The 22,587-nt window shown below is 61.0% G+C and carries 21 protein-coding genes and 6 pseudogenes; 14 read left to right on the forward strand and 13 right to left on the reverse strand.

What is annotated here, in order from left to right:
• Nucleotides 1-12 precede the first annotated feature (12 nt).
• The 4 genes and pseudogenes from nadA (at nt 13) to panD (ending at nt 3,273) form a co-directional block, all read left to right on the forward strand.
• Nucleotides 13-987 carry a quinolinate synthase NadA gene (gene nadA / locus CK218_RS28635; protein ID WP_095779876.1) on the forward strand — a complete coding sequence of 325 codons (975 nt, stop codon included), beginning with the start codon at nt 13-15 and terminating at the stop codon, nt 985-987.
• Nucleotides 984-2,525 (forward strand): L-aspartate oxidase, encoded by a 1,542-nt coding sequence (locus CK218_RS28640; protein WP_095829673.1) that lies wholly within the window; start codon nt 984-986, stop codon nt 2,523-2,525. The genes nadA and CK218_RS28640 overlap by 4 nt, the downstream gene beginning before the upstream one ends.
• Before the next feature lie 83 nt (nt 2,526-2,608).
• Nucleotides 2,609-2,774, forward strand: a pseudogene (locus tag CK218_RS31310) (3-oxoacyl-[acyl-carrier-protein] synthase III C-terminal domain-containing protein); the annotation flags it as partial.
• A 46-nt stretch (nt 2,775-2,820) separates the two neighbouring features.
• The gene (gene panD / locus CK218_RS28650; RefSeq protein ID WP_095779878.1) at nt 2,821-3,273 is read left to right on the forward strand and encodes an aspartate 1-decarboxylase; all 453 of its coding nucleotides are present in this window, start codon (nt 2,821-2,823) and stop codon (nt 3,271-3,273) included.
• A 360-nt stretch (nt 3,274-3,633) separates the two neighbouring features.
• Here the strand turns inward: panD and CK218_RS28655 are convergent, their stop codons facing one another.
• Complete coding sequence (locus CK218_RS28655; RefSeq protein WP_095779879.1) at nt 3,634-4,224, reverse strand: NodA family N-acyltransferase; 591 nt, start codon at nt 4,222-4,224, stop codon at nt 3,634-3,636.
• Nucleotides 4,225-4,705: 481 nt separating this feature from the next.
• Nucleotides 4,706-5,443, reverse strand: coding sequence for a 3-oxoacyl-[acyl-carrier-protein] reductase (fabG, locus tag CK218_RS28660; protein ID WP_095779880.1), 738 nt, complete (start codon nt 5,441-5,443; stop codon nt 4,706-4,708).
• 168 nt (nt 5,444-5,611) lie between these two features.
• Here fabG and CK218_RS31315 point away from each other — a divergent pair.
• Nucleotides 5,612-5,766, forward strand: a pseudogene (locus CK218_RS31315) (LysR family transcriptional regulator); the annotation flags it as partial.
• Here the strand turns inward: CK218_RS31315 and CK218_RS28665 are convergent.
• Nucleotides 5,753-6,961, reverse strand: coding sequence for a beta-ketoacyl-[acyl-carrier-protein] synthase family protein (locus CK218_RS28665; protein WP_095779881.1), 1,209 nt, complete (start codon nt 6,959-6,961; stop codon nt 5,753-5,755). The pseudogene CK218_RS31315 and the gene CK218_RS28665 sit on opposite strands and share 14 nt — an antisense overlap.
• On the reverse strand, nt 6,962-7,240 hold the full coding sequence (locus CK218_RS28670; protein WP_067318693.1) for an acyl carrier protein: 279 nt from the start codon (nt 7,238-7,240) through the stop codon (nt 6,962-6,964).
• 559 nt (nt 7,241-7,799) lie between these two features.
• On the opposite strand from CK218_RS28670, the gene CK218_RS30445 reads away from it, so the two are divergent.
• Entirely contained in the window at nt 7,800-8,006 is a 207-nt protein-coding gene (locus CK218_RS30445; protein ID WP_141247141.1) for a hypothetical protein, read from the forward strand.
• A 253-nt stretch (nt 8,007-8,259) separates the two neighbouring features.
• Here CK218_RS30445 and queE read toward each other — a convergent pair whose 3' ends face one another.
• The 9 genes and pseudogenes from queE to panB form a co-directional block, all read right to left on the reverse strand.
• On the reverse strand, nt 8,260-8,994 hold the full coding sequence (gene queE, locus CK218_RS28675) for a 7-carboxy-7-deazaguanine synthase QueE (protein ID WP_095779882.1): 735 nt from the start codon (nt 8,992-8,994) through the stop codon (nt 8,260-8,262).
• Complete coding sequence (gene queD / locus CK218_RS28680; RefSeq protein ID WP_095779883.1) at nt 8,991-9,347, reverse strand: 6-carboxytetrahydropterin synthase QueD; 357 nt, start codon at nt 9,345-9,347, stop codon at nt 8,991-8,993. Before queD ends, queE begins: the two co-directional genes overlap by 4 nt.
• The gene (gene queC / locus CK218_RS28685; RefSeq protein ID WP_095779884.1) at nt 9,347-10,045 is read right to left on the reverse strand and encodes a 7-cyano-7-deazaguanine synthase QueC; all 699 of its coding nucleotides are present in this window, start codon (nt 10,043-10,045) and stop codon (nt 9,347-9,349) included. The genes queD and queC overlap by 1 nt, the downstream gene beginning before the upstream one ends.
• Nucleotides 10,046-10,604: 559 nt before the next feature.
• Nucleotides 10,605-10,853 carry a helix-turn-helix transcriptional regulator gene (locus CK218_RS28690; protein ID WP_095779885.1) on the reverse strand — a complete coding sequence of 83 codons (249 nt, stop codon included), beginning with the start codon at nt 10,851-10,853 and terminating at the stop codon, nt 10,605-10,607.
• A gap of 455 nt (nt 10,854-11,308) precedes the next feature.
• Nucleotides 11,309-11,938, reverse strand: a complete 630-nt coding sequence (locus CK218_RS28695; RefSeq protein WP_095779886.1) for an acyl-homoserine-lactone synthase — start codon at nt 11,936-11,938, stop codon at nt 11,309-11,311.
• A gap of 77 nt (nt 11,939-12,015) precedes the next feature.
• A pseudogene (locus CK218_RS28700) lies at nt 12,016-12,231 on the reverse strand (helix-turn-helix transcriptional regulator); the annotation flags it as partial.
• Between the two features lie 648 nt (nt 12,232-12,879).
• On the reverse strand, nt 12,880-13,095 hold the full coding sequence (locus CK218_RS30880; RefSeq protein ID WP_141247142.1) for a hypothetical protein: 216 nt from the start codon (nt 13,093-13,095) through the stop codon (nt 12,880-12,882).
• A 79-nt stretch (nt 13,096-13,174) separates the two neighbouring features.
• A pseudogene (locus CK218_RS30450) lies at nt 13,175-13,927 on the reverse strand (pantoate--beta-alanine ligase).
• Nucleotides 13,928-13,962: 35 nt separating this feature from the next.
• Nucleotides 13,963-14,709 (reverse strand): annotated as a pseudogene (gene panB / locus CK218_RS28715) (3-methyl-2-oxobutanoate hydroxymethyltransferase).
• A 216-nt stretch (nt 14,710-14,925) separates the two neighbouring features.
• Here panB and CK218_RS28720 point away from each other — a divergent pair.
• From CK218_RS28720 to CK218_RS28755, 8 genes and pseudogenes are all read left to right on the forward strand, one after another.
• On the forward strand, nt 14,926-15,894 hold the full coding sequence (locus CK218_RS28720) for a hypothetical protein (RefSeq protein ID WP_095829674.1): 969 nt from the start codon (nt 14,926-14,928) through the stop codon (nt 15,892-15,894).
• 82 nt (nt 15,895-15,976) lie between these two features.
• Nucleotides 15,977-16,126 (forward strand): annotated as a pseudogene (locus CK218_RS31320) (quinolinate synthase NadA); the annotation flags it as partial.
• Nucleotides 16,127-16,278: 152 nt separating this feature from the next.
• On the forward strand, nt 16,279-17,157 hold the full coding sequence (nadC, locus tag CK218_RS28730; protein ID WP_095779889.1) for a carboxylating nicotinate-nucleotide diphosphorylase: 879 nt from the start codon (nt 16,279-16,281) through the stop codon (nt 17,155-17,157).
• Nucleotides 17,158-17,346: 189 nt separating this feature from the next.
• A complete protein-coding gene (bioB, locus tag CK218_RS28735; protein ID WP_095779890.1) occupies nt 17,347-18,327 on the forward strand; it encodes a biotin synthase BioB in 981 nt (326 codons plus the stop codon).
• Nucleotides 18,324-19,463, forward strand: coding sequence for an 8-amino-7-oxononanoate synthase (locus CK218_RS28740; protein ID WP_095779891.1), 1,140 nt, complete (start codon nt 18,324-18,326; stop codon nt 19,461-19,463). Before bioB ends, CK218_RS28740 begins: the two co-directional genes overlap by 4 nt.
• The gene (gene bioD, locus CK218_RS28745) at nt 19,460-20,095 is read left to right on the forward strand and encodes a dethiobiotin synthase (RefSeq protein WP_095779892.1); all 636 of its coding nucleotides are present in this window, start codon (nt 19,460-19,462) and stop codon (nt 20,093-20,095) included. Before CK218_RS28740 ends, bioD begins: the two co-directional genes overlap by 4 nt.
• Nucleotides 20,095-21,360, forward strand: a complete 1,266-nt coding sequence (locus CK218_RS28750) for an adenosylmethionine--8-amino-7-oxononanoate transaminase (protein WP_095779913.1) — start codon at nt 20,095-20,097, stop codon at nt 21,358-21,360. Before bioD ends, CK218_RS28750 begins: the two co-directional genes overlap by 1 nt.
• Nucleotides 21,357-22,340: a beta-ketoacyl-ACP synthase III gene (locus CK218_RS28755; RefSeq protein WP_095779893.1), complete on the forward strand. Its 984-nt coding sequence runs from the start codon at nt 21,357-21,359 to the stop codon at nt 22,338-22,340. The genes CK218_RS28750 and CK218_RS28755 overlap by 4 nt, the downstream gene beginning before the upstream one ends.
• Nucleotides 22,341-22,587 lie beyond the last annotated feature (247 nt).

Consider the following 22,587-nt stretch of genomic DNA (forward strand, 5'->3'; position numbering starts at 1 on the left):
ACTGGAGGCTCGATGAGCGCCGTCCTGCCTTCGAGCGCCTCGCTATACCACCGCGTTCGGCGCGTTATCCCACCGATCGAGTGGCCGGTCTTCGTTGACGACATCGACGCGATACTGAAACTGAAGCGACAGCGCAACGCGGTCATCCTGGCGCATAACTACCAGACGCCGGAGATTTTTCACTGCGTGGCTGACATTGTAGGCGACAGCCTGGAGCTGGCCCGCAAGGCGATGACAGTCGACGCGGATGTGATCGTACTAGCCGGCGTGCATTTCATGGCTGAAACAGCCAAGCTCCTCAATCCCGACAAGACCGTGCTCATCCCGGATCTCGCCGCCGGCTGCTCGCTGGCCGACTCGATCACGGCCGAAGACGTGCGCCTGATGCGGCAGCGTTATCCCGGTGTTCCGGTCGTCACCTACGTCAACACCTCCGCCGCGGTGAAAGCTGAGTCAGACATCTGCTGCACCTCAGGCAACGCGCTCGCAGTGGTGAAGTCGCTCCGGGTGCCGCGCGTGATCATGCTGCCCGACGAATATCTGGCGAAGAACATCGCGCGACAGACGAAGGTTGAGATTATCGCCTGGAAGGGGCACTGCGAGGTGCATGAACGCTTTGAAGCGGCCGACATCCGCGAGCTGCGTGAGGCGCATCCCGGCATCAGCGTACTTGCCCATCCCGAATGTCCGCCCGCGGTCGTGGCCGAAGCCGACTTCGCCGGCTCGACGGCGGCGATGTCCGACTATGTCGCGCGGCATAGGCCGGCGCGTGTGGTGCTGATGACGGAATGTTCGATGAGCGACAATGTCGCGGTCGAGCATCCGGACGTGGATTTCGTGCGTCCATGCAATCTGTGCCCGCACATGAAACGCATCACGCTCGCCAACATCCGCACCGCGCTCGAAGAGAACCGTCACGTCATCACCATCGATCCGCACGTCACTGAACGGGCCCGCTGGGCTGTGGAACGCATGCTCTTCGTATGACGCCCGCCATCCATGACATTGGTGGGGCGCCGGTCATTATCGGCGCTGGCCTCGCCGGCCTGCTGACGGCGCTTCATCTGGCGCCCCAACCGGTCGTTCTGCTCTCCAGAACCCCGCTCGGAACCGACACCTCGAGCACGCTTGCACAGGGGGGGCTCGCAGCCAGCCTCGGCGAGGACGATACGCCGGAACTCCACCTCACCGATACGCTTGCTGCCGGCGACGGACACTGCGACGAACAGATGGCCAGGCGGGTGATTGAGGCCGCACCTAAAGCCATCGAGAATCTCATCCGTCTCGGCGTTCCCTTCGACCGCTCACTCGACGGGAGGCTGCGGCTCGGCCTGGAAGCGGCGCATTCGCGTCGCCGCATCGTCCACGCCGCCGGCGACGCAACCGGCCGCGAGTTGTTTCGGGCGCTGCTCGGCGTGGCGCGGCGAACCCATTCGATCACGATCATGGAAGGCATGACAGCGCTTCGCTTGGTTGTGTCGGAGGGCAGCATTGTGGGCTTGGTGGCAGTCTTGCACGGCGGCGTGCTCGCATTCCCCACACGCCGCGTGGTGCTGGCGACCGGTGGGATAGGCGGGCTGTTTTGCGACACAACGAACCCGCTCTCCTCATTCGGGCATGGTCTTGCGCTTGCCGCCTGTGCTGGAGCGGAGCTCGCCGATCTCGAATTTGTGCAATTCCACCCGACCGCGCTCGATGGTCCGCGCCGGCCAATGCCGCTTGTCAGCGAAGCGGTACGAGGCGAAGGCGCGGTGCTGATCGACGAAGACGGCCATCGCTTCCTGGCCGACACACCCGGAGCAGAACTCGCATCGCGCGACGTGGTTGCGAGGGCGATCTCGGATCAGCTCGCTGTCGGGCATCGCGTCTATCTCGATGCCCGACATTGCCTCGGGCAGAAATTCGCAAGACGCTTTCCGGCGATCGACGCTATTTGCAAGCAGGCCGGCATCGATCCGGCTGTGGAGCCTATTCCCGTGCGTCCCGCCGCTCACTATCACATGGGCGGAGTGGCCGTTGATGCCGAAGGGCGCAGTTCCGTTGGCGGCCTGTGGGCCTGCGGCGAAGTCGCATGCACGGGACTGCATGGCGCCAACCGGCTTGCCAGCAACTCTCTCGCGGAAGCTGTTGCGACAGCAGTCTGGGTCGCGGCAAGCGTGGCTGGATCTTGCGCGGGTTGGCAGTGGCCCAGGCTTCCCGCAACCATTCCCGTCCGGCCCGACCCTTCACCCATACGCCCGCTCGTGTCGAAAGCGCTTGGCATTGTTCGGAATGGCAAATCTATGCGCGATACGGTCGCGACACTGCTGCCGATCTCTGTCGGCGAGACGGTCGCGGCCGATCCGGCGCTGGTGACACTGTTGATGGCTATCGCAGCCCTTCGACGCGAGGAGAGCCGCGGTTCACATTACCGATCCGATTTCCCCCGGCGCTATGCTGCTGCCCTCCCCTCACGACTGACGCTCTGCACAGCCTTTGAGAATGCCGTCACGATCAGTTGGCAAACATCCGAACGGAGCTGTTGATATGACTTCACCTGCACCGCTACCTCGATTGGTTCGTGCAACATCAGGACCAATGTTCGATTTTTCGTCGTGGTCGGGAGAAACTCGGCATAGCCGATCGCGCAATCGTCACTATGGCAACTCTTCCGCCGCGACGATCCGATCTTGCTCTCGCTCGCCCATCGGGCGCAGCCATTTTGGCCGGGCGATAAAATTCTTTTGGGGGCGGCGGGTGCGGGTCTCAGCGGCGGTGCGCTGGCCGTTGTGATTAGCCGGGCGTTGCCAAGACTCACCTCGTATGCTGATGAGGACAACAATGCGAAAAATAGTGGCCGGCAAGCTGCACGGCATCCACGTCACCGAAGCGAACCTCAACTACCACGGTTCGATAACGCTCGACCCCGACCACTGCGAGGCAGCCGGCATCCTGCCGATGGAATTCGTGGAGATATGGAATAGAAATTCCGGTGCGCGGATTTCGACCTATGTCATCCTCGGCGAGCGCGGTTCACGCTGTTGCATCCTGAACGGAGCGGCGGCTCGTACCTGTCAGCCCGACGACCCGATTATTGTCTGCAACTCCATCTACCTGGACGAAGCGCATATCACCTCGCTGAAGCCGCGGATCGTTACGTTCGACCAGGATAACTACATACTCGACCGCCTGAGCTACTCCGTCGATCTTGACACAGATGGCCGGTACAGTTTCTCCGTTCTTGACGAGGCGAATGAGCCTTTGATCATTCCTGCCCTCGTCTCCGGGGCGTGAGCCGCGCTCAGCAGATGTGCGAGCTTCTTCGCCTCGTTGCAACTTGCTCGGCGCCGAAGAGCGTCTTCCACGAAGTGGCTGACGCTCAGCTTCGAAAGGCCGACCCACAGCGCTTTCGGCACCGCATGCCTTCGTGGGATGCCGCAATGTCTCGCATCTGGTGACGGCGAAGAGGGTCCGGAACGTCTGTGCGCGCGGAACCCCGCGTCCGGACGATTTAGATGCGCGGATTTTGCATGTTAATTCAGCCTCGATTGCCCACAGCTAACGTGAATGGGATCGCGTATTCAGTCCGAGCAGCTCTGCAAAAACCCGCCGCTGCGGTGCCTTCAGTGCGATCACCCGGCACTTCAAGATGTTTCATAGCTCCGGACCGTTCCGATCAATCAGGGTGCCGGATGGCCACTCGCTCATCGAGCGTCCAATCGGCACAACCACGACGAGCACGTCCTCGACGCGCGTGGGCGGCAGGTCCAGATACACATCTGGGAGAGTGGACCGCACGCGAACGCCCGACACAATCGCCGCCATGCCGTCTCTGCAGAACCTCTCCATATGGTTCCGCATCGCGCGCCGGACGGTGCCGAAAGCGAATGGAACCCCAAGCTGCCGCAATACCGGATATACAACGCGCATTGAATGACTGATCCCTTGTCCCTCAAGATCCGGACGCACCCCGTACAGCCCCAGGTCGGCCACCAGGAGTTCGACCTCGTCAACCTTGATGAAACGGCGGAGTATGCCGATATGAGCCGCTACGCCGTGCGCGTCGTAGCCGATTGCGCGGAGCTCCGGCCTCGCACCGGCCCAGCTACGGCCGCCTTCGAATGGCTTTGAGTTGAAGGCCCCAGTCGGTCCGTAGGTTTTTTGGAAGAACTCGGAGAGTTCGACATGGTCGGTCTGTTGCAAGTCACTTTCCCAGCACAACCTCCACCGCACGTCAGAGCACATGGAAACACCTCATCTTTGTTGCTGTTTTGTTGGGAAGCGCCTAGCAGGGGGATGCTTGTCGCATCGAGCCGGCTCGATGCAACTTGCGCAGGTCACCGAGGAAACTAGCCGCAATGACCAAGCGACTCCGTTGTGTTGCGAGCACACCGTCAGGCGTACGCCGGAAAAAACTGCTCGGAGCCAATACAACATGGATAATTGCCCTTTGGCTTGCATTCTTTGAAATCTCGCTATGCGACGTTTTGCAGAATTGGCAAAATCGTTTGTTTCGAATGAATGCATCCACGCTATGGATAGGAAAGCATGCGCTTCAAAGAACTTGATCTAAGCCTCCGCCCAAGGCGGCCTTGATCACGACGCTCGACCTCGCCAGTTGCCCCACCGACCGGGTCGTCAGTTGCCAGACCAACCGACCGCTATCTGGGTGGGAACCTTCCTGCCCTGTTGATACGCGTCATCGGGGCGCACTGAACTTTTTAGGCTAAATCATTGCCATGCCGCCGTTGACATGAATGGTTTGGCCGGTGATGTACGCGGCCTCGTTCGAGGCTAGGTAGACCACAGCCGAGGCGACTTCCAAGCCGGTGCCCATGCGCCTGGCCGGAATGGCGGCCATGATCGCTTCTTTCTGCCTGTCGTTCAGCTTGTCGGTCATGGCCGATTCGATGAAGCCCGGCGCCACGCAGTTCACCGTCACGCCGCGTGTCGCGATCTCCTGCGCCAGCGATTTCGACATGCCGATCATGCCAGCCTTTGAGGCGCAATAGTTCGCCTGGCCGGGATTGCCGGCTACGCCGGACACGGAGGTGATGTTGATGATGCGGCCGTTGCGGCGGCGCATCATCGGATGGGTCAGTTCGCGTGTGAGCCGGAACACGGCGGTCAGGTTGACCTCGAGTACCGCGTCCCAGTCCGCGTCCGACATGCGGACAAAAAGCCCATCCTTGGTGATGCCCGCATTGTTGACCAGTATGTCGACGCCTTCGAGTTGGGCTTCCGCGTTTGCGCCCAGGGCCTTGACCTCGTCGCGGTTCGAAAGGTTCGCCGGAAACAGTTTTGTCCGCCCGCCAAGTTCGGCAGCCAACGCCTCGAGCTTTTCGACACGCGTGCCGTGCAGGCCGACGGTTGCGCCGTGCGCGTGAAGCGCCCGCGCCACGGCCTCGCCGATTCCACCGCTTGCTCCGGTGACGAGCGCCTTGCGGCCGGTCAGATCGAACATTTATCGATTCCCTTTCTAAGGACCGGCTTCGCACGGAAGCGGTCACTGGCGGCCCTGCGTGCCTCCAGACATTGTCGGGTAAAGCTTTGGACAAACCCTCGAGCCGAACCGAAGGCGTCGCTTAACCTTCCGCGGTACGTCCAAATCGCTTCAGTTGAGAAATCTGCAAAAACGGGGCCCAGGCTCGTCGAGCTTCCGCTGCCACTTGGCGCATTCACCGAAACGGTCCAAAGGCAGCCCCTCACAACTGTGATCCGGCAAGCATTTGGATACGAGAGGTAGAGTTACGGGAGGCATTTCGCATGGGTTCTACACCTGCTTGAATGCCAGCACCGCGTTCAAGCCACCCATGGAGAAAGCATTGCTCATGGCCACGTGCACCTTGCGCTCGCGGGCAACATTGGGGGTGACATCGAGATCGCATTTGGGATCCCGCTCGCGATAATTCGCGCTCGGCGGAACAACACCCTCTTGGATCGCCATCACACAGGCGATCATTTCGAGCGCGCTCGCTCCCCCGAGGCAGTGGCCGTGTGTGGACTTGGTGGAGGAGACGGACAGCGAGTTAGCATGGTCACCGAAGACGCGCTTGATCGCCGCCGTTTCTATTTCGTCGTTGGCCTTGGTGCCGGTGCCATGCGCGTTTAGGTACTCGACATCCTCGGCATTCAGCCCGGCATCGGCAAGACAGGCGCGCATCGCCGCTTCCGGTCCATGGACAGCCGGCGCGGCGATGTGGAAGGCATCAGCGGAAAGGCCGATGCCTGCGATCTCGGCAAGGATCGTGGCGCCGCGCGCCGTGGCATGCTCATAGCTTTCCAGCACGGCCATGCCCGCACCCTCGCCCAGCACTACGCCCCTTCTGTCGGCGGAGAAGGGCCGGCAAGTATCCGGAGCGAGTACGCGCATGGCGTCCCATGCCTTCACCACAAAAAATACGAAGGGCGCGTCGCTGCCTCCGGCAAGCATCACGTCGGCTCGCCCGTACCTGATCTGGTCGACGGCCGATGCGATCGCATGGTTGGCCGAGGCGCATGCGGAGGTGGTGGCGAAGACCGGCCCACGCAGGCCGAGGCTCATGCTGACATGGCAGGCAGCTGCGCTCGGCATCCCCTTTACTCCAGTCAAGAGACCCACGCGCGCCGCGCCGTCCAGAAGGAGGGCGCGGTAGGCCTTTTCGGTCGCCTCCCAGTCACCGAAGCCGACGCCCACTGTAGCGCCGAAGCGATGGGCATTTCCTTCATCGCAGGAAAGTCCGGCCTGGCGCATGGCTTCGTGCGCCGCAAGCACGGCAAGCAGGCTGCAGCGGCCCATGGAGACGAGTTGCCTGGGCTCAATGTCGTGCTCAGGCAATGCTTTGATCTCGGCGCCGATTATGCCTTCCAGACCATGAAGTTCTGAATTGACAATCGGGCCGATGGCCGAGCGGCCTTCGCGCATGCCTGTCCAAATCGAGGTGGCATCGGTGCCTAGCCCGCACAGCCCGCCTATACCGGTGATGACAACGCGTCTGTCCATTCAAGCGGCCTTGGCAAGCAAGCTGCGGATAGCTTCCACGATGCCGCCGACATTCTGGACACCCGACCAAGCCTCGGCCGAGTTCATTTCGATCTTGATGCCATACGCCTGCTCCAGGTCCCAGAGCACGTCCGCTAACCCCAGTGAATCGATGCCGAGGCCAGTCAGTTCCGTCGTAGTGGTTATTTCGCCGACGGATAGCTTGGTCCCCTCACCATTCTCTGACTCGACGCGTTTCTTTATTATGGCAATGATTTCCGTTGTGAGTTGATCAGTCATTTCCGTTCCTTTCCATTTCACCTATTTTGACGTGGAGCGCGGCGCCATGCCTCTGCCACGCGTCGCGAAAATCGTCCCTGACCAGGCTTGTGCCACTCACGAGTACCGATTGATTAGAGATGGTCTGCGGGGTAGGGGTCGATGACGAAAGCCTTGCCGGCACCCGATTTAGCGCCGGCACGCCGGCATCCCGGATGTGCAAAGTGGACCGTCGTCAAACGGCTCGGCCGCCTTCGAGTGGGTCTGGATGAAGACCCCAGTCAGTCCATAGGTTCTCCGGGAAGTCGGAGAGTTCGAAACGGCGGCCAGCTACAACTCATTTTCCCAGCACAACTTCCGTCGCACGTCTGAGCTCATGGATAGATTGTCCTTTCCGGCCCTTTTTTCGCAGTCGTTCACGATAGTGGTAGCGGGTGATCAGTGTGTTGTAAGGTGCTGTCGTCAGATGCGAGATTCCGGAGGATTGATAAAATCGTTTGTTTCGATGAGACGCATCTACCCCGTGGATACATTTCAAGCGATCCGGTAAGCCCTCTGGTTGCGGGAGATAATGCTACAGATGCATCCCGCATTGGCACCCCACGCAAAGCTCGGCACGGGGCACTCCTACATGCTCAGCGCCTCGCGCTCGCTTTCCGATTTCGACGAAACGCTGCCGGATAGCGCAAGGCACAAAGGTCACCTTCCGCAGGGCAAGTTCATGCTGTGGGTCGGGCTTGCGAACACCATCGAACTCTTTCAGGCCTGCATCGCCAGGACATCGTGATCGCCCAAGGAAGATGTTCAGCGCTACCGGCGAGAAAGAGCTGCGACAAGCCGAAATTTTCGACCGGCCAATCCCCCAGGCTGGAATTCGAAAACGGAGCAACGACGATCGGGGACTTGCCTTCTGTCGAACTCTGTCGGCGGCCGAAGCCGCTGCCTGGCCTCAAGCACCTCCGCAAGTACTCGGCAGCGCCGCCAGATAGAAGCCACCGTCGAACCGAAGATCCGCAGGCGCATTTCCCGTACAGGCGAGACTAGACGCCTCGCTTGTTTCCCCAGAGCATAACGTGCAGCTGCGGCAACACGCGCGCTTCGAACCACCTGTCGCGTGTTACCTTTTCCACAAGCCACTCCATGCGTTTGATTATTCCGTTCAGGTCGACAGGTGCGTCTCCATTGCCAAGGCGCGGTGGCGTGTGATTGCCGGGTTGCAGATAAACCGGAAGGTGTGGAAATCGCGCGGCAGCATCTTTGGCGTATGCGTAGTCACTCTCGTCGAAAACAACGAGCTTGAGCACGATTTGCGGCTTGTCCTGCGCCGCTTCTGTGCACGCTTTGAATGCAGCCCAATCCGTCCTCATCTCGCTTGACGGCGGCTTTGGGCTGAGAACCAGCACGTCAAGATCCGCAAACCAGTCCCTGGCCACCGAACCTTGGGTTTCCAGCGCAAAACGGTAGCCTTCACCATGGCCAAGCTTGATCAGCGTAGCGAACGGCTGAATCGCCGGATTGCCGCCCGACAGCGACACCATCACCGGCCGGCCACCGGAAAGCCCAACGACGCTTTGCCACACCATATCGATCGGCATCATCTCCCATTCGCGGCGGAATTGGTTGTCCACCGCATGGAGGCTGTCGCACCAGGAACACCGGTAGTCACACCCGCCGGTTCTGATGAAGACTGTAGGCAAACCAATGAGCACTCCCTCGCCCTGGACGGTGGGCCCAAATATCTCGCTCACACGAATTGCAGGACGCGTGTCCGTCACGGCCGGTATTCCGCCCAGGTTTTCGGGGTTTCGCTTACCCGCACGGCGGCGGTTTCCGGCAGACGTTCCTTGCACCATTCATAGAAATGTCTGGCCAAGTATTCCGCCGTGACTTGCTCATGTCCCAGCACTTCGTTGAGGTGCCGATGGTCGAGGCTGTCGTCTATATAGCGTTTGAGCGGCGCCAGATCGTGATAGTCGCGCACGAAGCCGTGCGCGTTTAGGTCTTTCGCCGATAGCTCCACTTCGACGATGTAGTTATGCCCGTGCAGGCGTGCACACTGATGATCGGGTGGCAACGAGGTTAGTTGATGCGAGGCCGAGAAGTGGAATTCCTTGGTGATGCGGAACATCAGGCCCTCCTCCTCCGCAGCGCCTCGAGCCAGAAGTTGGCGTCTTCGTAGTCGGTTGGATCAGCGTGCCTCGCGAGATGAAACGCCTCGCGCCGCTCCACGCAGGTCCCGCACCGTCCGCAGTGAAGCTCGCCGCCCTTGTAACACGACCAGGTCTCCGCAAATGGGGTTCCGTTTCTTGCTCCATCCCCGACGATGTCGCCCTTCGTGAGGTTGACGTAGGGGGTATAAAGGCGAATGTCGGCGTAGCCGTCGAGCGCGCGGTCTTGCATCACCTGGAAAGCTTCGATGAAGGCCGGACGGCAATCTGGATAGATGAAATGGTCCCCACCATGTACGGCCATCGCCACCGCTTCTGCCTTGTGCGCGGCGGCGAGACCGAAGGCGATCGCCAACATGATGGCGTTCCGGTTCGGCACCACCGTGATCTTCATCGTGTCTTCGGCGTAGTGTCCGTCCGGCACGTCGACATCATCGGTCAGCGCTGAACCGGAAAGGCCGCGGCCAATTTCGGGGATGTTGATGATCTGGTGCAAAGTGTTCAGTCGCTCCGCGCAGAGAGCGGCAAAGCCCAATTCTTTCCTGTGCCGTTGGCCGTAATCGAAAGACAGGAGGCCGGCGAGTTCGTGCTCCGCTGCCACGCTGTGAGCAAGGGCCACGGAGTCTAATCCTCCGGAACAGATAACGAGAGTCTTCATTGTGGGATCCTTGTTTTGACCGGGTAAGGCTGCGACCGGAGATTTCTCTGCGCTCCTCCTATCTCAGCGAGTCAATGTTGTGAACCCGGTGTTAGTCTGATGCGCTATGCGCTGACGTGCCGTGGTGCAGAAGGTGGTGCAGCAGGGTTCCCGACAGCGGGGCTGAGCCTCGTTCGTGGATTCCAAGCCCAAGCGTATGCTCAGCCGGAAAAGCGCAATCGGAAAAGCGCAATTCGGGCGCGCCCGAACTCTGCACAAAAGACACGCTTCAATCCGCGTGCCGCCGCTTTAGAGCGGCGTGTTGATTATCGAGTCTGGAGGTTGTGCGCTCGCGCAACTCCTCGAGGCAAGGACGGCGCTTCGGCGAAAGCGCCGTTCCGTGCTGCCCGGTCGGCTAAAATTGACAGATCAGCAGTGGTAGCTTGAGAGGGAAAGATGCATCATGTGCTTGCTGGTGGTTCCGTTCTGTTATTAATCCTGTCGCCATCGGAACACCAATTAGTTGGTTTGTACGCGACCTGCTCCCCACAGACCTAACGGGCAACAAGTCTTCCCCTGATTAGGCCGCGTCAAGTATGTCCGCCTCAAGAATTCCCACGGGTAGTGACAGCGATTTCGCGATCCGATCTCGATAACCCTTGTTGTATCTCAGACCGGACTCAATGTTCAGGATTTCCTCAGCGGCTAGGCCGCACGCCACCGCCAGGTCGTCGACGGAATATCCAAGGTGCTCACGATAAGCACGGATGATGTGGGTTCCCCCCAACATAGCCTTCAAGACTGGCTCGGGAATGCGCGGATCTTTCATATATCACCTCGAAGGAGAGCAGAGGCGCCTGACAGCTCGGGAGAGTTCCACCCGAGTTGGCGCTCGTAGCAAGTCGAATAGATGGACATCAATTCGACCGGTTCGGTCTCGTCCATGGGCAACCTGAATGGCGGCCGGACCGGTATATGGCGGTTCAACTGGTTCTGATCAAGTCCGAAGAACCTGCCTGCCTAAGATGGCCTGATCGGCTGTACTAGTCGCTGCGCGATCCCGGCGGCTGCTCATCGCCGAACCTCTTGGGCAGGAATTCGACGCTTGCGGAGCGCTGAATCCAAGGCCGTCGTGACAGCTCCCTGGCCGTGTCGGAGCCACCATTCACCCGTCGATGAATTGACTGGAAGGTCGTAACCTTCGCAGCTACGCCAGTCTGGTCAGCAATCGACAGTTCGTAGCGCCCGCGGGCAGGAGCATTGGTCAGGCTGAGCATCGTTAGCCTATGCCGACAGGCCGAAAACCGGTTGCCATAACACCGGTCCGTTCAGACGTCCCTTCCAGCGGATGCGCAAGAGGCTAGCGTGGGAAATCTCGAGAAAGCCGGCGACTGCCTCCGTGTTACCGACTGGCTTTGGCTGTCCGATGCGCGACAACGGCCACGTTGCAAGACGCAGGATCCGCTCCATGCGTGTATCGGTCACTGTCACAATCCGAGTGAGATTGTTCGCCAAGCCAAATTCGATCATGCCGGCGAAGAGTTCGTAGGTTGCTTGCGCCAGTCCACCAGCCTTAGGCGCTGATGGAGGTAGATCGAGTGCGAAACGACTGCTCTCCCAAATGCAGGCACTCGCGGGCGCCGCAGTCTCACCCAGCAGCATCGGAAATGTGTCGCGCAACATTGTCGGTCCGGTAGTCGGCAGAAGACGGACGCAACCGCAAATTCGCCAGTCGGATCCCTTGAGAAGCAGATAGACGGGGTTCAGGCTGTCAAATGCGTCTGTTTCCATCTCGCTTTCGGTCTCAACTTCCCAATCCAGCCTTTCCTTGAAGACCCGATGCCTGACCCCGTGCATTTCTTTGAGCTCGTTTGGAAATTCGCCGTAGAGTTCAGGTGTTATCAGCTGCATCATTTGTCGCCTCCGGGCAGGATATGTTCCCGCCATTGAAGAGCAAAGCCGACATTGATGCAGCCTGTAGACCTTTACAGCTATCGGACAAAAAACGGGTCAGGATTTCCACTGGCGGAAGCAGTCAGTCGCGCCACGCACTGGTTGATGGTTCGCACGCCAAGCTTTGCCTTGGTGTTTTCCAGGTGGAACGTCACGGTGCGCTTCGAGACGGCAAGGATCCAGCTGATATCCCAGGCCGACTTACCGCGCGCTGCCTATGTCCGTGATTCAAACTCCCGCGGCGTCAGCCAAACTCAGCTGCTTTTTCCAGAATTCCTGCTGTGAGGGACGTCTGGCCGGAGGCGGACGGTTGAAATAGGCGAAGAGCGGAAAATTGAATCCGGCTGCGGCGGCATTGCCTCATGGAGATCGACAGCATCGACGCTTGCAGAGAGTTGCTCGACGAGTTTTCAAACACGCGATAGATCTGCCCTTTGCGCAACCTTCTCAAGTGTTGCTCGATGATTAGGCTGAGACTTGGTCTAACGACCCCGCACCGACGCGACGGGGACGACTTCGCCATCATCGCCTTGCTTGTCGCGGCTTGGCTCGGCGACACACGCCTCATCGATAACGTCTCAACATCCCCGGTTGGCACGTGGCCAGCTTCGCGGTGTTCGCTTCAACCGGAAACAGCAAAGTATTGGCAAGCTGGCGCACACCCCGCCAGACCCAAAACACAGGCCGACTGGAAAAGGAAAAAAGCCCGCGATGAGCGGGCTTTTTGATGGAGAGGACCAATGGACCGTTCAAACGAGAACGCTTTGCTACAGCTTGGAAGAGATTCAGGAGCATATCAATGCTGCGCTAACTGAAGCAGAGCATGACGATAATTTGCGAATCAGTGTCAAAAGGCCTCGGCGGCCACCGATTGCTAGCCGTTTCAATCGACGACCATGATCCTACTTCCCCGTGAAGTGTTCGTTATTATCGATGTGCTGAGCGGCTCTTAGGAGCTTGAAGCGCGGGTGAGAGCAGCCGCGACATGGCGGAAACGTCTTTTCGAACACGCAAGTCACTTCATGTTCCTTGGCATGGTTCTTGTCGTGAACAACTTGGTATATACCCGAGTGCTGAACTTTGTCACCAGGTTTGAAAATATCGCCAATTGCAGCCATCGAATCGCTCCAGTTGTAATCCGGCGCGTTACTACCGACCATTGGTCTGTTTGTAAAGTAGATAAGCGCCCAAACTTTGCTAATGGCTGCAGGTCCGTCTCCCCACGGAGTTCCAGGTACTCGACCCCGCGATAACCCGCTGGCAGAATTGCTGCACGCGCTTCATCAAGCATGGGCAGGACAGGAAAGCCGCGCGCAAGCCGCTCCGCCGTGTCGAGCAAGACCGAAGAGCCTTGGGGCGATGACGCGTTCTGCTGGCGAGAGCCGGACGTTGCGCGACATAGCGCAAGACCATCGGGTTCGCGGACTGTTGGACATGCGACCACGGCGTCGGAATATCGAGGTCCCGGACCATGCGCCTGACAAGCTGAAGCTGCTGGAATTTCTTTTCGCCAAACAGGCGAAGTCAGCGCCGTCTGCAGGGAGAGCTTGGCCACGACCGTCGCACACCGTCGAAATGGCCGGACCGGAAGGCGCCGCACAGGCCCTCGCTGAGAGTGGACACCGAAACGGTCGTGTCAACGCCAGCTGGATACAACTCGTCTTAATCCGGCACATAGAGCAGATGTGCGCCTGTCGTCACGAGCTCGGCGGCATCTTCGTTTTCCGTGCGGGGATAGGCGGCAAAGGTCGGCGGCACTGTTGAACTGCTTAGGATTGACGACAGCGTCACGACTACCGCCTCAGCCTTCTGAAGCGCGGCACGCACGAGGCTCGGATGGCCTTCAGGCAGGCCCCCCATGGTCGGCACAACGGCGACACGGGCGCCCTGAGCACGATGCCATCCCGCTGCAACAGCGCGGAGCTCGGCAACGGTTCCAACGATCGGCACGACTCATGTGAGGTCTCCGGCCTTGGTCTCGTTCGCTAAAGATGTTCGGCCGCCGGAAAGCGCCGTTCCCTCACGCCGGCGGCATAAGCCGCAATCGCCGCATCGGCCTGGTCGCCCAGTTCGGCGTAGCGCTTGACGAATTTCGGCCGGACAGGGGTAAAGAGGCCGAGCATGTCGTCGCTCACCAGAACTGGCCGCCGCAGGCTGGCGAGGCGCCGATGCCGATAGTGGGGATTTCGATCTCTGCGCTAATGCGGCGTGCGATCGGCTCGGGGAATTTCTCCAAACACCACTGAGAAAGCGCCTAACTACGTGACCGCAGCAGCGTCGCGCCTGATCCGCTCGGCATCGTCTCCCCGCCGCTCGACACGGTAGCCGCCGAAAATGTTGACTGCCTGCGGGGTCAAGCCGACAAGGGCCATTACAGGTACACCGCGGGCGGTGAGAAGGCGAATTGTATGGGCCATGGACCGGCCGCCCTCGAGCTTCACCGCTGCACATCCGGTCTCTGCGATAAGGCGGCCGCTTTGCGGAAGGCCTGCTGCGGCCCCTCTTGGTAGAACCGAACCGCATGTCGACGACCATCAGCGCGTGTTGCAGGCCGCGGCCGTGCATGATCATCCTTTCGAGGCTGCCCCCCCAGCGCCGAGGATAGCCTGTGCATTATCATGCCGACGTGTCCCCGACGAGGCCAATGTCGCAATGTCGATCGGCCATCCTGGCGACCGGGGTGTATAGGCAGTGAGGCGGACGAGTGGGGCCTGGCCTTTCCGCGAGGGGATATCCGGTGGCGTATTTGCCTACGCATCACTCGGAGCGCTCAATCTAGGCCTCCTTCCGTTGCGTTACCAACCGCCGGAGTCGCGTTTGGCACATTTTAGTGCAAGTGCGAAGAGATAAGAATGCCGTCCAGCTGTGGGGTGTTGACGTGCAGGAAGTCACGCTTACACTAAATCGATTAGAGTCTCGCCGAGCTGGGGCCAACCAAGTTCGCAGATATGGAAGAGCAACGAACACGACCCGGGAAAGACAGAGCCGAGGATAAGGCCGACGAAGCCAAAGTGGACCTGACCGCGGTGGTCGTCGCCGTAAATGGCGGTGAGCCCTGTCTTCTCACAATCGGTCAGGCGGACACCTTGCCCTCCGGACCATTTGCGCTCGAGCACCGATCGCCGCAATCCGGTTTGAGGGGGTGGGTCGAACAGCAAACCGGCCATCCCCTTGGGTATATCGAGCAACTCTACACGTTCGCCGATCGGGACCGTGCCGGCCCCGAGCCCCAGCAGCGCGTCATCTCGATCAGCTATCTCGCACTCACCCGGAAGGAACAGGGGACGGCCTCATCCACGTGCGGCTGGCAAAGCTGGTACGAATATTTTCCATGGGAGGATCACCGCTCCGGCTCGCCGCCGATGGGCCTGGATATTCTGCGAGCGCGCTTGATGGAATGGGCAGACGGCGCTGGCGATCCGGCCAGGCAGCGCGAACGCCGGCAGAGGGTGGCGATCGCCTTCGGCTTTGACGACCGCCATTGGAACGAGGAGCTCACGCTCCAACGCTATGAGTTGCTCTACGAAGCAGGATTGGTCGAAGAGGCTAGCGACGGGAAGGCCGCGCCTCCGTCTGCGGCCGTCTCAGGCAAGGCGATGGTCGCTGATCATCGCCGCATCCTGGCGACAGGCGTTACGCGGTTGCGCTCCAAGATCAAATACCGGCCAGTCGTATTCGAGCTCATGAGACCGACTTTCACGCTGCTCCAGCTGCAGCGGACGGTGGAAGCATTGGCTGGCAGACTGATCGACAAGCCGAACTTCCGCAGGCTTGTTGAGCAACAAGAGCTGGTCGAGGAGACTGGCGACACTTCAGTCGATACGGGTGGGCGGCCCGCAAAGCTCTATCGCTTCCGCCGTGCCGTGCTCGATGAAAGAGCTTTCGCCGGGACAAAATTGCCAATGTCTCGGGCTTGACACAGCTTATAGTCAAGCTAGAAATATTCCCCTTATTGTCACATCGAATATAATCGGAGGCGCTGATGACTGGGCGTTACCTATGGCCGCGTCCCTAAATGAGCGCGTCAGGCGGGTGATCCCGCCATTCGAATGGTCGGCTTTTGCCGACGACATTGAAGCGATCCTCGCGCTGAAGCGCGCGCGCAATGCGGTCATCCTGGCGCACAATTACCAGTCGCCGAAATCTTTCACCGTGTGGCTGACCAAGAGAGCCGTGGTTCGCACTTCCGCACTGATTTCCCTGGCGCGATGCAGAGGCGTGCCTCGCCAGGCTGACACTCCGCGGCGCAGTGCGGGTCGCACTCGCAATTGGGTGGCAGGCACGGACACGGAGCACCTGATATGAAACCGTTCGCACCCCTGCCCTCGACCCTGATTGAACCGATCGTGCGCGGTGCGCTCCTGGAAGACCTGGGCAGATGCGGCGACCTGACCAGCGATGCGGTGATCCCGCATGATTGCACGGCCACTTTGATGCTCAAGTCGCGCGAAACGGGAATCATCGCCGGCCTCGATCTGGTTGCGTTCGCCCTGCTGCTCGTCGAGCCTGCGATCCAAATGCAAATCTGGCGCCCGGACGGCAGCGATGTCGCGGCCGGCGAGATCATTGCCAAGCTGTGCGGACCGGCGCGTGGCCTGCTCACGGCCGAGCGCACGGCGCTTAACTTCCTTTGCCGCCTGAGCGGCATTGCCACGGCCACAGCCGCGATGGTCGAGGCTGTGCGTGGCCATAAGGCAAAGATCGTATGCACAAGAAAAACGACGCCCGGTTTGCGCGCACTTGAGAAGTACGCCGTGCGTGTCGGCGGCGGCGCCAATCACCGTTTCGGGCTCGATGACGCCGTGCTGATCAAGGACAACCACATCGCCATCGCCGGCGACATTCGCACGGCAATAGAGCGAGCGCGCGCCGCCGCGGGCCATATGGTGAAGATCGAGGTCGAGGTCGACACGCTGGAGCAGCTCGATATAGCGCTCGCACTGGGAATCGACGCAGTGCTGCTCGACAATATGTCGGTCGAAGATCTTGCGCGCGCCGTGGCGACGGTCGATGGCCGCGTCATCACCGAGGCTTCCGGTCGGGTGACACCGATCACGGCCCCGGCGATCGCGGCGACCGGAGTAGATCTCATCTCCGTCGGATGGCTGACACACAGCGCGCCGATCCTCGACATCGGCCTGGATATGCCGGCCCACGGGTACGGCTGCAGCCTGAACTGATGGAAACGAAAAAGGAAGAGCCTCGCAGCTGCAGGCGCAGACCAGGTGCTGCAGGAGCCTGCACCCCCGCGCGCATTGCGCTGATCGATGGCTCATGTCGTAACAGGCTCGCCGACCGACAGACTTCGGCATGCGTTCGTGGACCAGAAACAAAGAATTTTTGACGATGACGATTGGAAAGAAGTGGGGATGAACAAAGCCCTGGGACCGATGGACAGAGTGCTGGCGCGATGGAACCGCAAAGAGGCCGAGGCTATCTACGGCATGCCGTTCAACGACCTGCTCTTCCTGGCACAGACCATCCATCGGCAGAACTTCGATCGAAACCGTGTGCAGCTCAGCCGGCTGCTGAGCATCAAGACCGGCGGCTGTCCGGAGGATTGCGGCTATTGCAGCCAGTCTGCGCATCACGCAACTGGCCTGAGAGCGTCGAAGCTGATGGAGGTCGAGCGTGTCATCGCCGAGGCGGCCAAGGCGCGTGAGGCCGGAGCCACGCGCTACTGCATGGGCGCTGCCTGGCGAAAGCCCAAGGCGCGCGACATGGATGCGGTCGTGGCGATGGTCGAGGGGGTCAAGGCGCTCGGCATGGAGACCTGCATGACTCTCGGCATGCTCGATCTTGAGCAGGCCACACGTCTAAAACAGGCAGGCCTCGACTACTATAACCACAACATCGACACCTCCGAGCGCCATTACGGTGGGGTCGTCTCGACCAGGACCTTCGCCGACCGGCTGGAAACGCTTGAGCATGTGCGCGAGGCCGGCATGAAGGTCTGCTGTGGAGGCATTGTCGGGATGGGAGAGGAAAAGGCCGACCGCATCGACATGCTGATCACGCTCGCAAAGCTGCCTGAGCCGCCCGAAAGCGTGCCGATCAACATGCTGATCCCGATCGATGGCACGCCGCTCGGCCAGTCCAAACCCATCGATCCGATCGAGTTCGTCCGTACCATTGCGCTCGCCCGCATCTTGATGCCGAAGTCCTATGTAAGGCTCTCCGCCGGTCGCACCGGCATGACCGACGAGACGCAGGCGCTGTGCTTTTTTGCCGGCGCCAACTCGATCTTCGTCGGGGACACGCTGTTGACGGCGGACAATCCCGACGAGGACAAGGACAGGCTTCTATTTCAGCGTCTCGGCATCGAGCCGATGGAATGTGAGGCCAGATGAACGAGCCGCCGCTTGCTCGCTTTGAGGCGACCTTGCAGGGGTTGGCGCGCAAGGATCGCCTGCGGACGCTTTCGCCCCGCACCGGGCTCGATTTCTCCTCGAACGACTATCTCGGACTTGCCGCCTCCAGGAGACTTGGCGATGCTGTCGCGGGGGCGATCGGACGGGGTACTCCGGTCGGCGCTACCGGATCGCGGCTATTGCGCGGCAATGCACCCGAACACGAGGCACTGGAGGTGGACGCGGCGGCATTCTTCGGGACCGAACGCGCGTTGTTCTTCGGCAGTGGCTACATCGCCAACTTTGCACTGCTGAGCACATTGCCGCAGAAGGGCGATCTGTTGATCCTCGACGCGCTCGCCCATGCCAGCATGCACGAGGGCGCGCAGGCCGGACGCGCCGAGTTCAAGCTGGCCGCACACAACGACGTCAACGCCGTCGAGGATGCGATCACCAGTTGGCGCTCCGAAGGCGGCATGGGGCGCGTCTGGATCGCGGTCGAAAGCCTGTACAGCATGGATGGCGACCGTGTGCCGATGGAGAGCCTCGTCGAGCTTGCCGATCGGCACGAGACATTCCTTATTGTCGACGAGGCGCATGCCACCGGCGTCTGTGGGCCAGGTGGCCGGGGGCTGGCCGCTGCGTTCGAGGGCCGCGACAACATTGTCGCGCTCCACACATGCGGCAAAGCACTCGGCGCGTACGGCGCGCTCGTCACAGGACCGCGAACGCTGTGCGACTATCTCATCAACCGGTGCCGGCCATTCATCTACGCCACCGCACCGTCGCCCCTGATGGCGGTCGCGGCGCGCGAAGCGCTCGCCATCCTGTCAGACGAGCCCACGCGCCGCGCTCAGTTGCGCGAGCGCATTTCCTTCGCGGGCCGGCAATTGGCCGAGCAGTGCGGCGTGACGCCTAGCGGCTCGCAGATCCAGCCGTTTGTCATCGGCGATGTCAGGCGCACCATGGCGGTGGCGGCGGCACTGCAGGCCCGCGGTTTCGACATACGCGGCATTCGTCCGCCGACGGTGCCCGAGGGTACATCACGCCTGCGCATTTCGCTGACGCTCAACGTCGGCGAAGCCGCCATTTGCGCCATGGTCGAGGCCCTCGTCGAGGTGTTGGCGACGGCATGACCAAGCGCCTCGTCGTCACCGGAACAGGCACCGGAATTGGCAAGACGGTATTTTCAGCGGGAATCGCCGGCTTGCTTGACGGCTTCTACTGGAAGCCGGTGCAATCGGGCCTCGACGAGGAGACCGACAGCGAGGTCATTGCCCGGCTTTCCGGCTTGCCCGCGGGGCGCGTCCTGCCGGAGGCCTATCGCCTGAAAAGCCCGCTCTCGCCGCATCGCTCGGCCGAGATCGATGGCGTCGCCATCGAAGCGGCGGATCTTGCCTTTCCGGTTTTACCGACACCGCTCGTAATCGAAGGCGCCGGCGGGCTGATGGTGCCGCTCAATCGACAGACAATGTTCATCGATATATTCGCGCAGTGGGGGCTGCCGATCATATTGTGCGCCGGCACCGCGCTCGGTACGATCAACCACACCTTGCTCTCGATAGAAGCGCTGCGGGCCCGTTCCATCCCGCTCCTCGGCATCGCCTTCATCGGCGAAGAGGTGGCCGATACCCAAAGGACAATCGTGGAGTTGGGCGGCGTGCAACAGCTCGGCAGGCTGCCACACCTCCATCCACTGACGGGTGAAACGCTGAGAGACGCGATGGTTGCCGGCTTCGACGTTGCCCTGATCGCCGGAGGCGAATGATGCTGGGGTCCCATGTCTGGCATCCGTTCACCCAGCACGCGCTTGAACCAGCCATCCCTGAAATCGTACTGACCGAAGGCGCCTATCTCCACAAGGCCGACGGCGCGCGCATCCTGGATGCGATTTCTTCCTGGTGGGTCGTCACGCATGGGCATCGCCATCCCCGCATCAGGAAGGCCATCGAGACGACCGCGTCGAGCCTCGACCAGATCATCTTTGCCGGCTTCACCCACGAGCCGGCCGAAAGGCTGGCCGAAGCGCTCGTCGGCCTTGCTCCTACCGGCCTCGACTGGGTGTTCTATTCCGACAGCGGTTCGACCGCCGTCGAAGTCGCATTGAAGATGGCGCTCGGCTATTTCCGTAACATCGGCGCGCCGCGCTCGCGCATCGTCGTCATGGAGCATAGCTACCATGGCGACACGATCGGCACGATGAGCGTCGGCGCCCGCGGTGTATTCAACGCCGCCTACGAGCCCTTGCTGTTCGAGGTCGACACCATCCCCTTCCCGGCCGCAGGGCGTGAGCAGGAAACCCTGGATCGTTTCGAAGCAGTCTCGCGCGACCAGCGCGCGGCTGCGCTGATCGTCGAGCCGCTCGTGCTTGGCGCCGGCGGCATGCTGATGTACCCGGCCTGGGTTCTCAGCGAATTGAAGAGGATCGCCGAGGCCTCCGGCACCATGCTGATCGCCGACGAGGTGATGACCGGCTGGGGACGCACCGGAACCATGTTTGCCTGCGAGCAGGCGAACATCTCTCCTGATATCCTGTGCACGTCGAAGGGCTTGACCGGTGGTGTCATCCCGCTGGCGGCCACGCTCGCCACCGACGCCATGTTCCAGGCTCACTATTCGACGGACCGGCAGAAGACCTTCTTTCATTCGAGCTCCTATACCGCCAATCCGATCGCCTGCGCGGCCGCACTTGCCAATATCGAGATCTGGCGTGACGAGCCGGTGGCCGAGCGTATCGCGGCCCTGAGCGCGAGACAGGCCGCCGGGGTTCGGCGCTTTGGGGACAATCCCTACTTCGCCGACAGCCGGGCGACCGGCACGATCGCGGCCCTCGACCTGCGCACCGGCTCCGCCGGTTATCTGGCTGAGATCGGGCCCAAGCTGCGAACATTCTTCCTCGACCACGGTCTGCTCGTGCGCCCGCTCGGCAATGTGCTCTACCTCCTGCCGCCCTATTGCATCACTGGCAACGAGCTGGACGGGCTCTACAACGCGATCGAGGAAGCCGGCGAGCGCTTCGGTTCGAATCCGTGAACAGGTCGTCGCGCCTTCTCGGGTTTGGTCATCATGCACCAACGCGCAAGGTCGAGAACCCGGAGATCGAAAACAGTCTCGGGCTTGAACCCGGCTGGATCGAACGGCGCACCGGGATTCGGTCGCGCTTTTGGGCAGCGGACGAAGACACGCTGTCGGGCCTTGCCGCCTCTGCCGGCGAGATGGCGCTGGCGAACGCCGGCATCGACCGCAGCGACATCGGTCTGCTGTTGCTTGCCACCTCGACGCCCGACCATCTTCTGCCGCCAAGCGCGCCCCTGGTCGCACATCGGCTCGGACTCGGCCGCGCCGGTGCGGTTGACCTCACGGGCGCCTGCGCCGGCTTCATCTATGCCTTGATGTTCGCCGACGGATTCACCCGCGTCCATTGTAAAGCGACCCTGGTCATCGCCGCCAATATCCTCAGCCGCCGCATCAATCCTACCGAGCGCGCCAGCGCCGTGCTGTTTGCCGATGCCGCCGGCGCCGTGGTGATTGGTCCGTGCAAGGATACCGACCAAGGCATTCTTGGCGCCGCGATGGATTCGGACGGCTCGCGCTACGGGCTGATCCAGATACCCGCCGGAGGAAGCAACAGACCGTTCCATGGTGGCCTCGACCTTGCGCAAACGCGTATGACGATCGCCGACGGCGGCGAAGTATTTGCTAAGGCCGTGGAGATGATGACCGCATGCTCGCAAGACGCACTCACTGCTGCCCGAATGCGGCCGCAGGACATCGATCGGTTCGTGCCACATCAGGCCAACGCCCGGATTTTCGATTCCGTCGGACGGAACCTCGCAATAGCGGATCAGGTAATCGTCAAGACGATCGCCGAGTACGGCAACTCTTCCGCCGCGACCATCCCGCTCTCGCTGTCGCTCGCCCATCAAACGCAGCCATTTCGGGCGGGCGAAAAGGTTCTCCTTGCGGCGGCGGGTTCCGGCCTCACCGGAGGCGCGCTCATCCTCGGAATTTAGGGGTACGACGGCCATGAACAGGATTGGTCACGAATGATACTAGCAACACGAACCCAATGCGAAAAATTACTCGCCGGCAAGTTACATGGGCGCTGGCTCGGTGAACAAGAGCGATCACCCTGCAGACGGTTCTTGTCGAGCAGGGACGATCGGCGAGGCTTCCTTGCTGGGCGAGAAGTGGTTGGCGCCAGTCCAGGAAAGCGGAGCTATCTGAGCTCATGCGGGCCATCCTCATTGCGATGAAGTC

Source organism: Mesorhizobium sp. WSM3879 (assembly GCF_002294915.1).
In the GTDB taxonomy this organism is placed as follows: Bacteria; Pseudomonadota; Alphaproteobacteria; order Rhizobiales; family Rhizobiaceae; genus Mesorhizobium.

Coding starts and splice junctions, on each gene's coding strand:
- nadA (WP_095779876.1), top strand. CDS start 13: ATGAGCGCCGTCCTGCCTTCGAGCGCCTCGCTATACCACCGCGTTCGG.
- CK218_RS28640 (WP_095829673.1), top strand. CDS start 984: ATGACGCCCGCCATCCATGACATTGGTGGGGCGCCGGTCATTATCGGC.
- panD (WP_095779878.1), top strand. CDS start 2,821: ATGCGAAAAATAGTGGCCGGCAAGCTGCACGGCATCCACGTCACCGAA.
- CK218_RS28655 (WP_095779879.1), bottom strand. CDS start 4,224: ATGTGCTCTGACGTGCGGTGGAGGTTGTGCTGGGAAAGTGACTTGCAA.
- fabG (WP_095779880.1), bottom strand. CDS start 5,443: ATGTTCGATCTGACCGGCCGCAAGGCGCTCGTCACCGGAGCAAGCGGT.
- CK218_RS28665 (WP_095779881.1), bottom strand. CDS start 6,961: ATGGACAGACGCGTTGTCATCACCGGTATAGGCGGGCTGTGCGGGCTA.
- CK218_RS28670 (WP_067318693.1), bottom strand. CDS start 7,240: ATGACTGATCAACTCACAACGGAAATCATTGCCATAATAAAGAAACGC.
- CK218_RS30445 (WP_141247141.1), top strand. CDS start 7,800: ATGCATCCCGCATTGGCACCCCACGCAAAGCTCGGCACGGGGCACTCC.
- queD (WP_095779883.1), bottom strand. CDS start 9,347: ATGTTCCGCATCACCAAGGAATTCCACTTCTCGGCCTCGCATCAACTA.
- queC (WP_095779884.1), bottom strand. CDS start 10,045: ATGAAGACTCTCGTTATCTGTTCCGGAGGATTAGACTCCGTGGCCCTT.
- CK218_RS28690 (WP_095779885.1), bottom strand. CDS start 10,853: ATGAAAGATCCGCGCATTCCCGAGCCAGTCTTGAAGGCTATGTTGGGG.
- CK218_RS28695 (WP_095779886.1), bottom strand. CDS start 11,938: ATGATGCAGCTGATAACACCTGAACTCTACGGCGAATTTCCAAACGAG.
- CK218_RS30880 (WP_141247142.1), bottom strand. CDS start 13,095: ATGGCTGCAATTGGCGATATTTTCAAACCTGGTGACAAAGTTCAGCAC.
- CK218_RS28720 (WP_095829674.1), top strand. CDS start 14,926: ATGGAAGAGCAACGAACACGACCCGGGAAAGACAGAGCCGAGGATAAG.
- nadC (WP_095779889.1), top strand. CDS start 16,279: ATGAAACCGTTCGCACCCCTGCCCTCGACCCTGATTGAACCGATCGTG.
- bioB (WP_095779890.1), top strand. CDS start 17,347: ATGAACAAAGCCCTGGGACCGATGGACAGAGTGCTGGCGCGATGGAAC.
- CK218_RS28740 (WP_095779891.1), top strand. CDS start 18,324: ATGAACGAGCCGCCGCTTGCTCGCTTTGAGGCGACCTTGCAGGGGTTG.
- bioD (WP_095779892.1), top strand. CDS start 19,460: ATGACCAAGCGCCTCGTCGTCACCGGAACAGGCACCGGAATTGGCAAG.
- CK218_RS28750 (WP_095779913.1), top strand. CDS start 20,095: ATGCTGGGGTCCCATGTCTGGCATCCGTTCACCCAGCACGCGCTTGAA.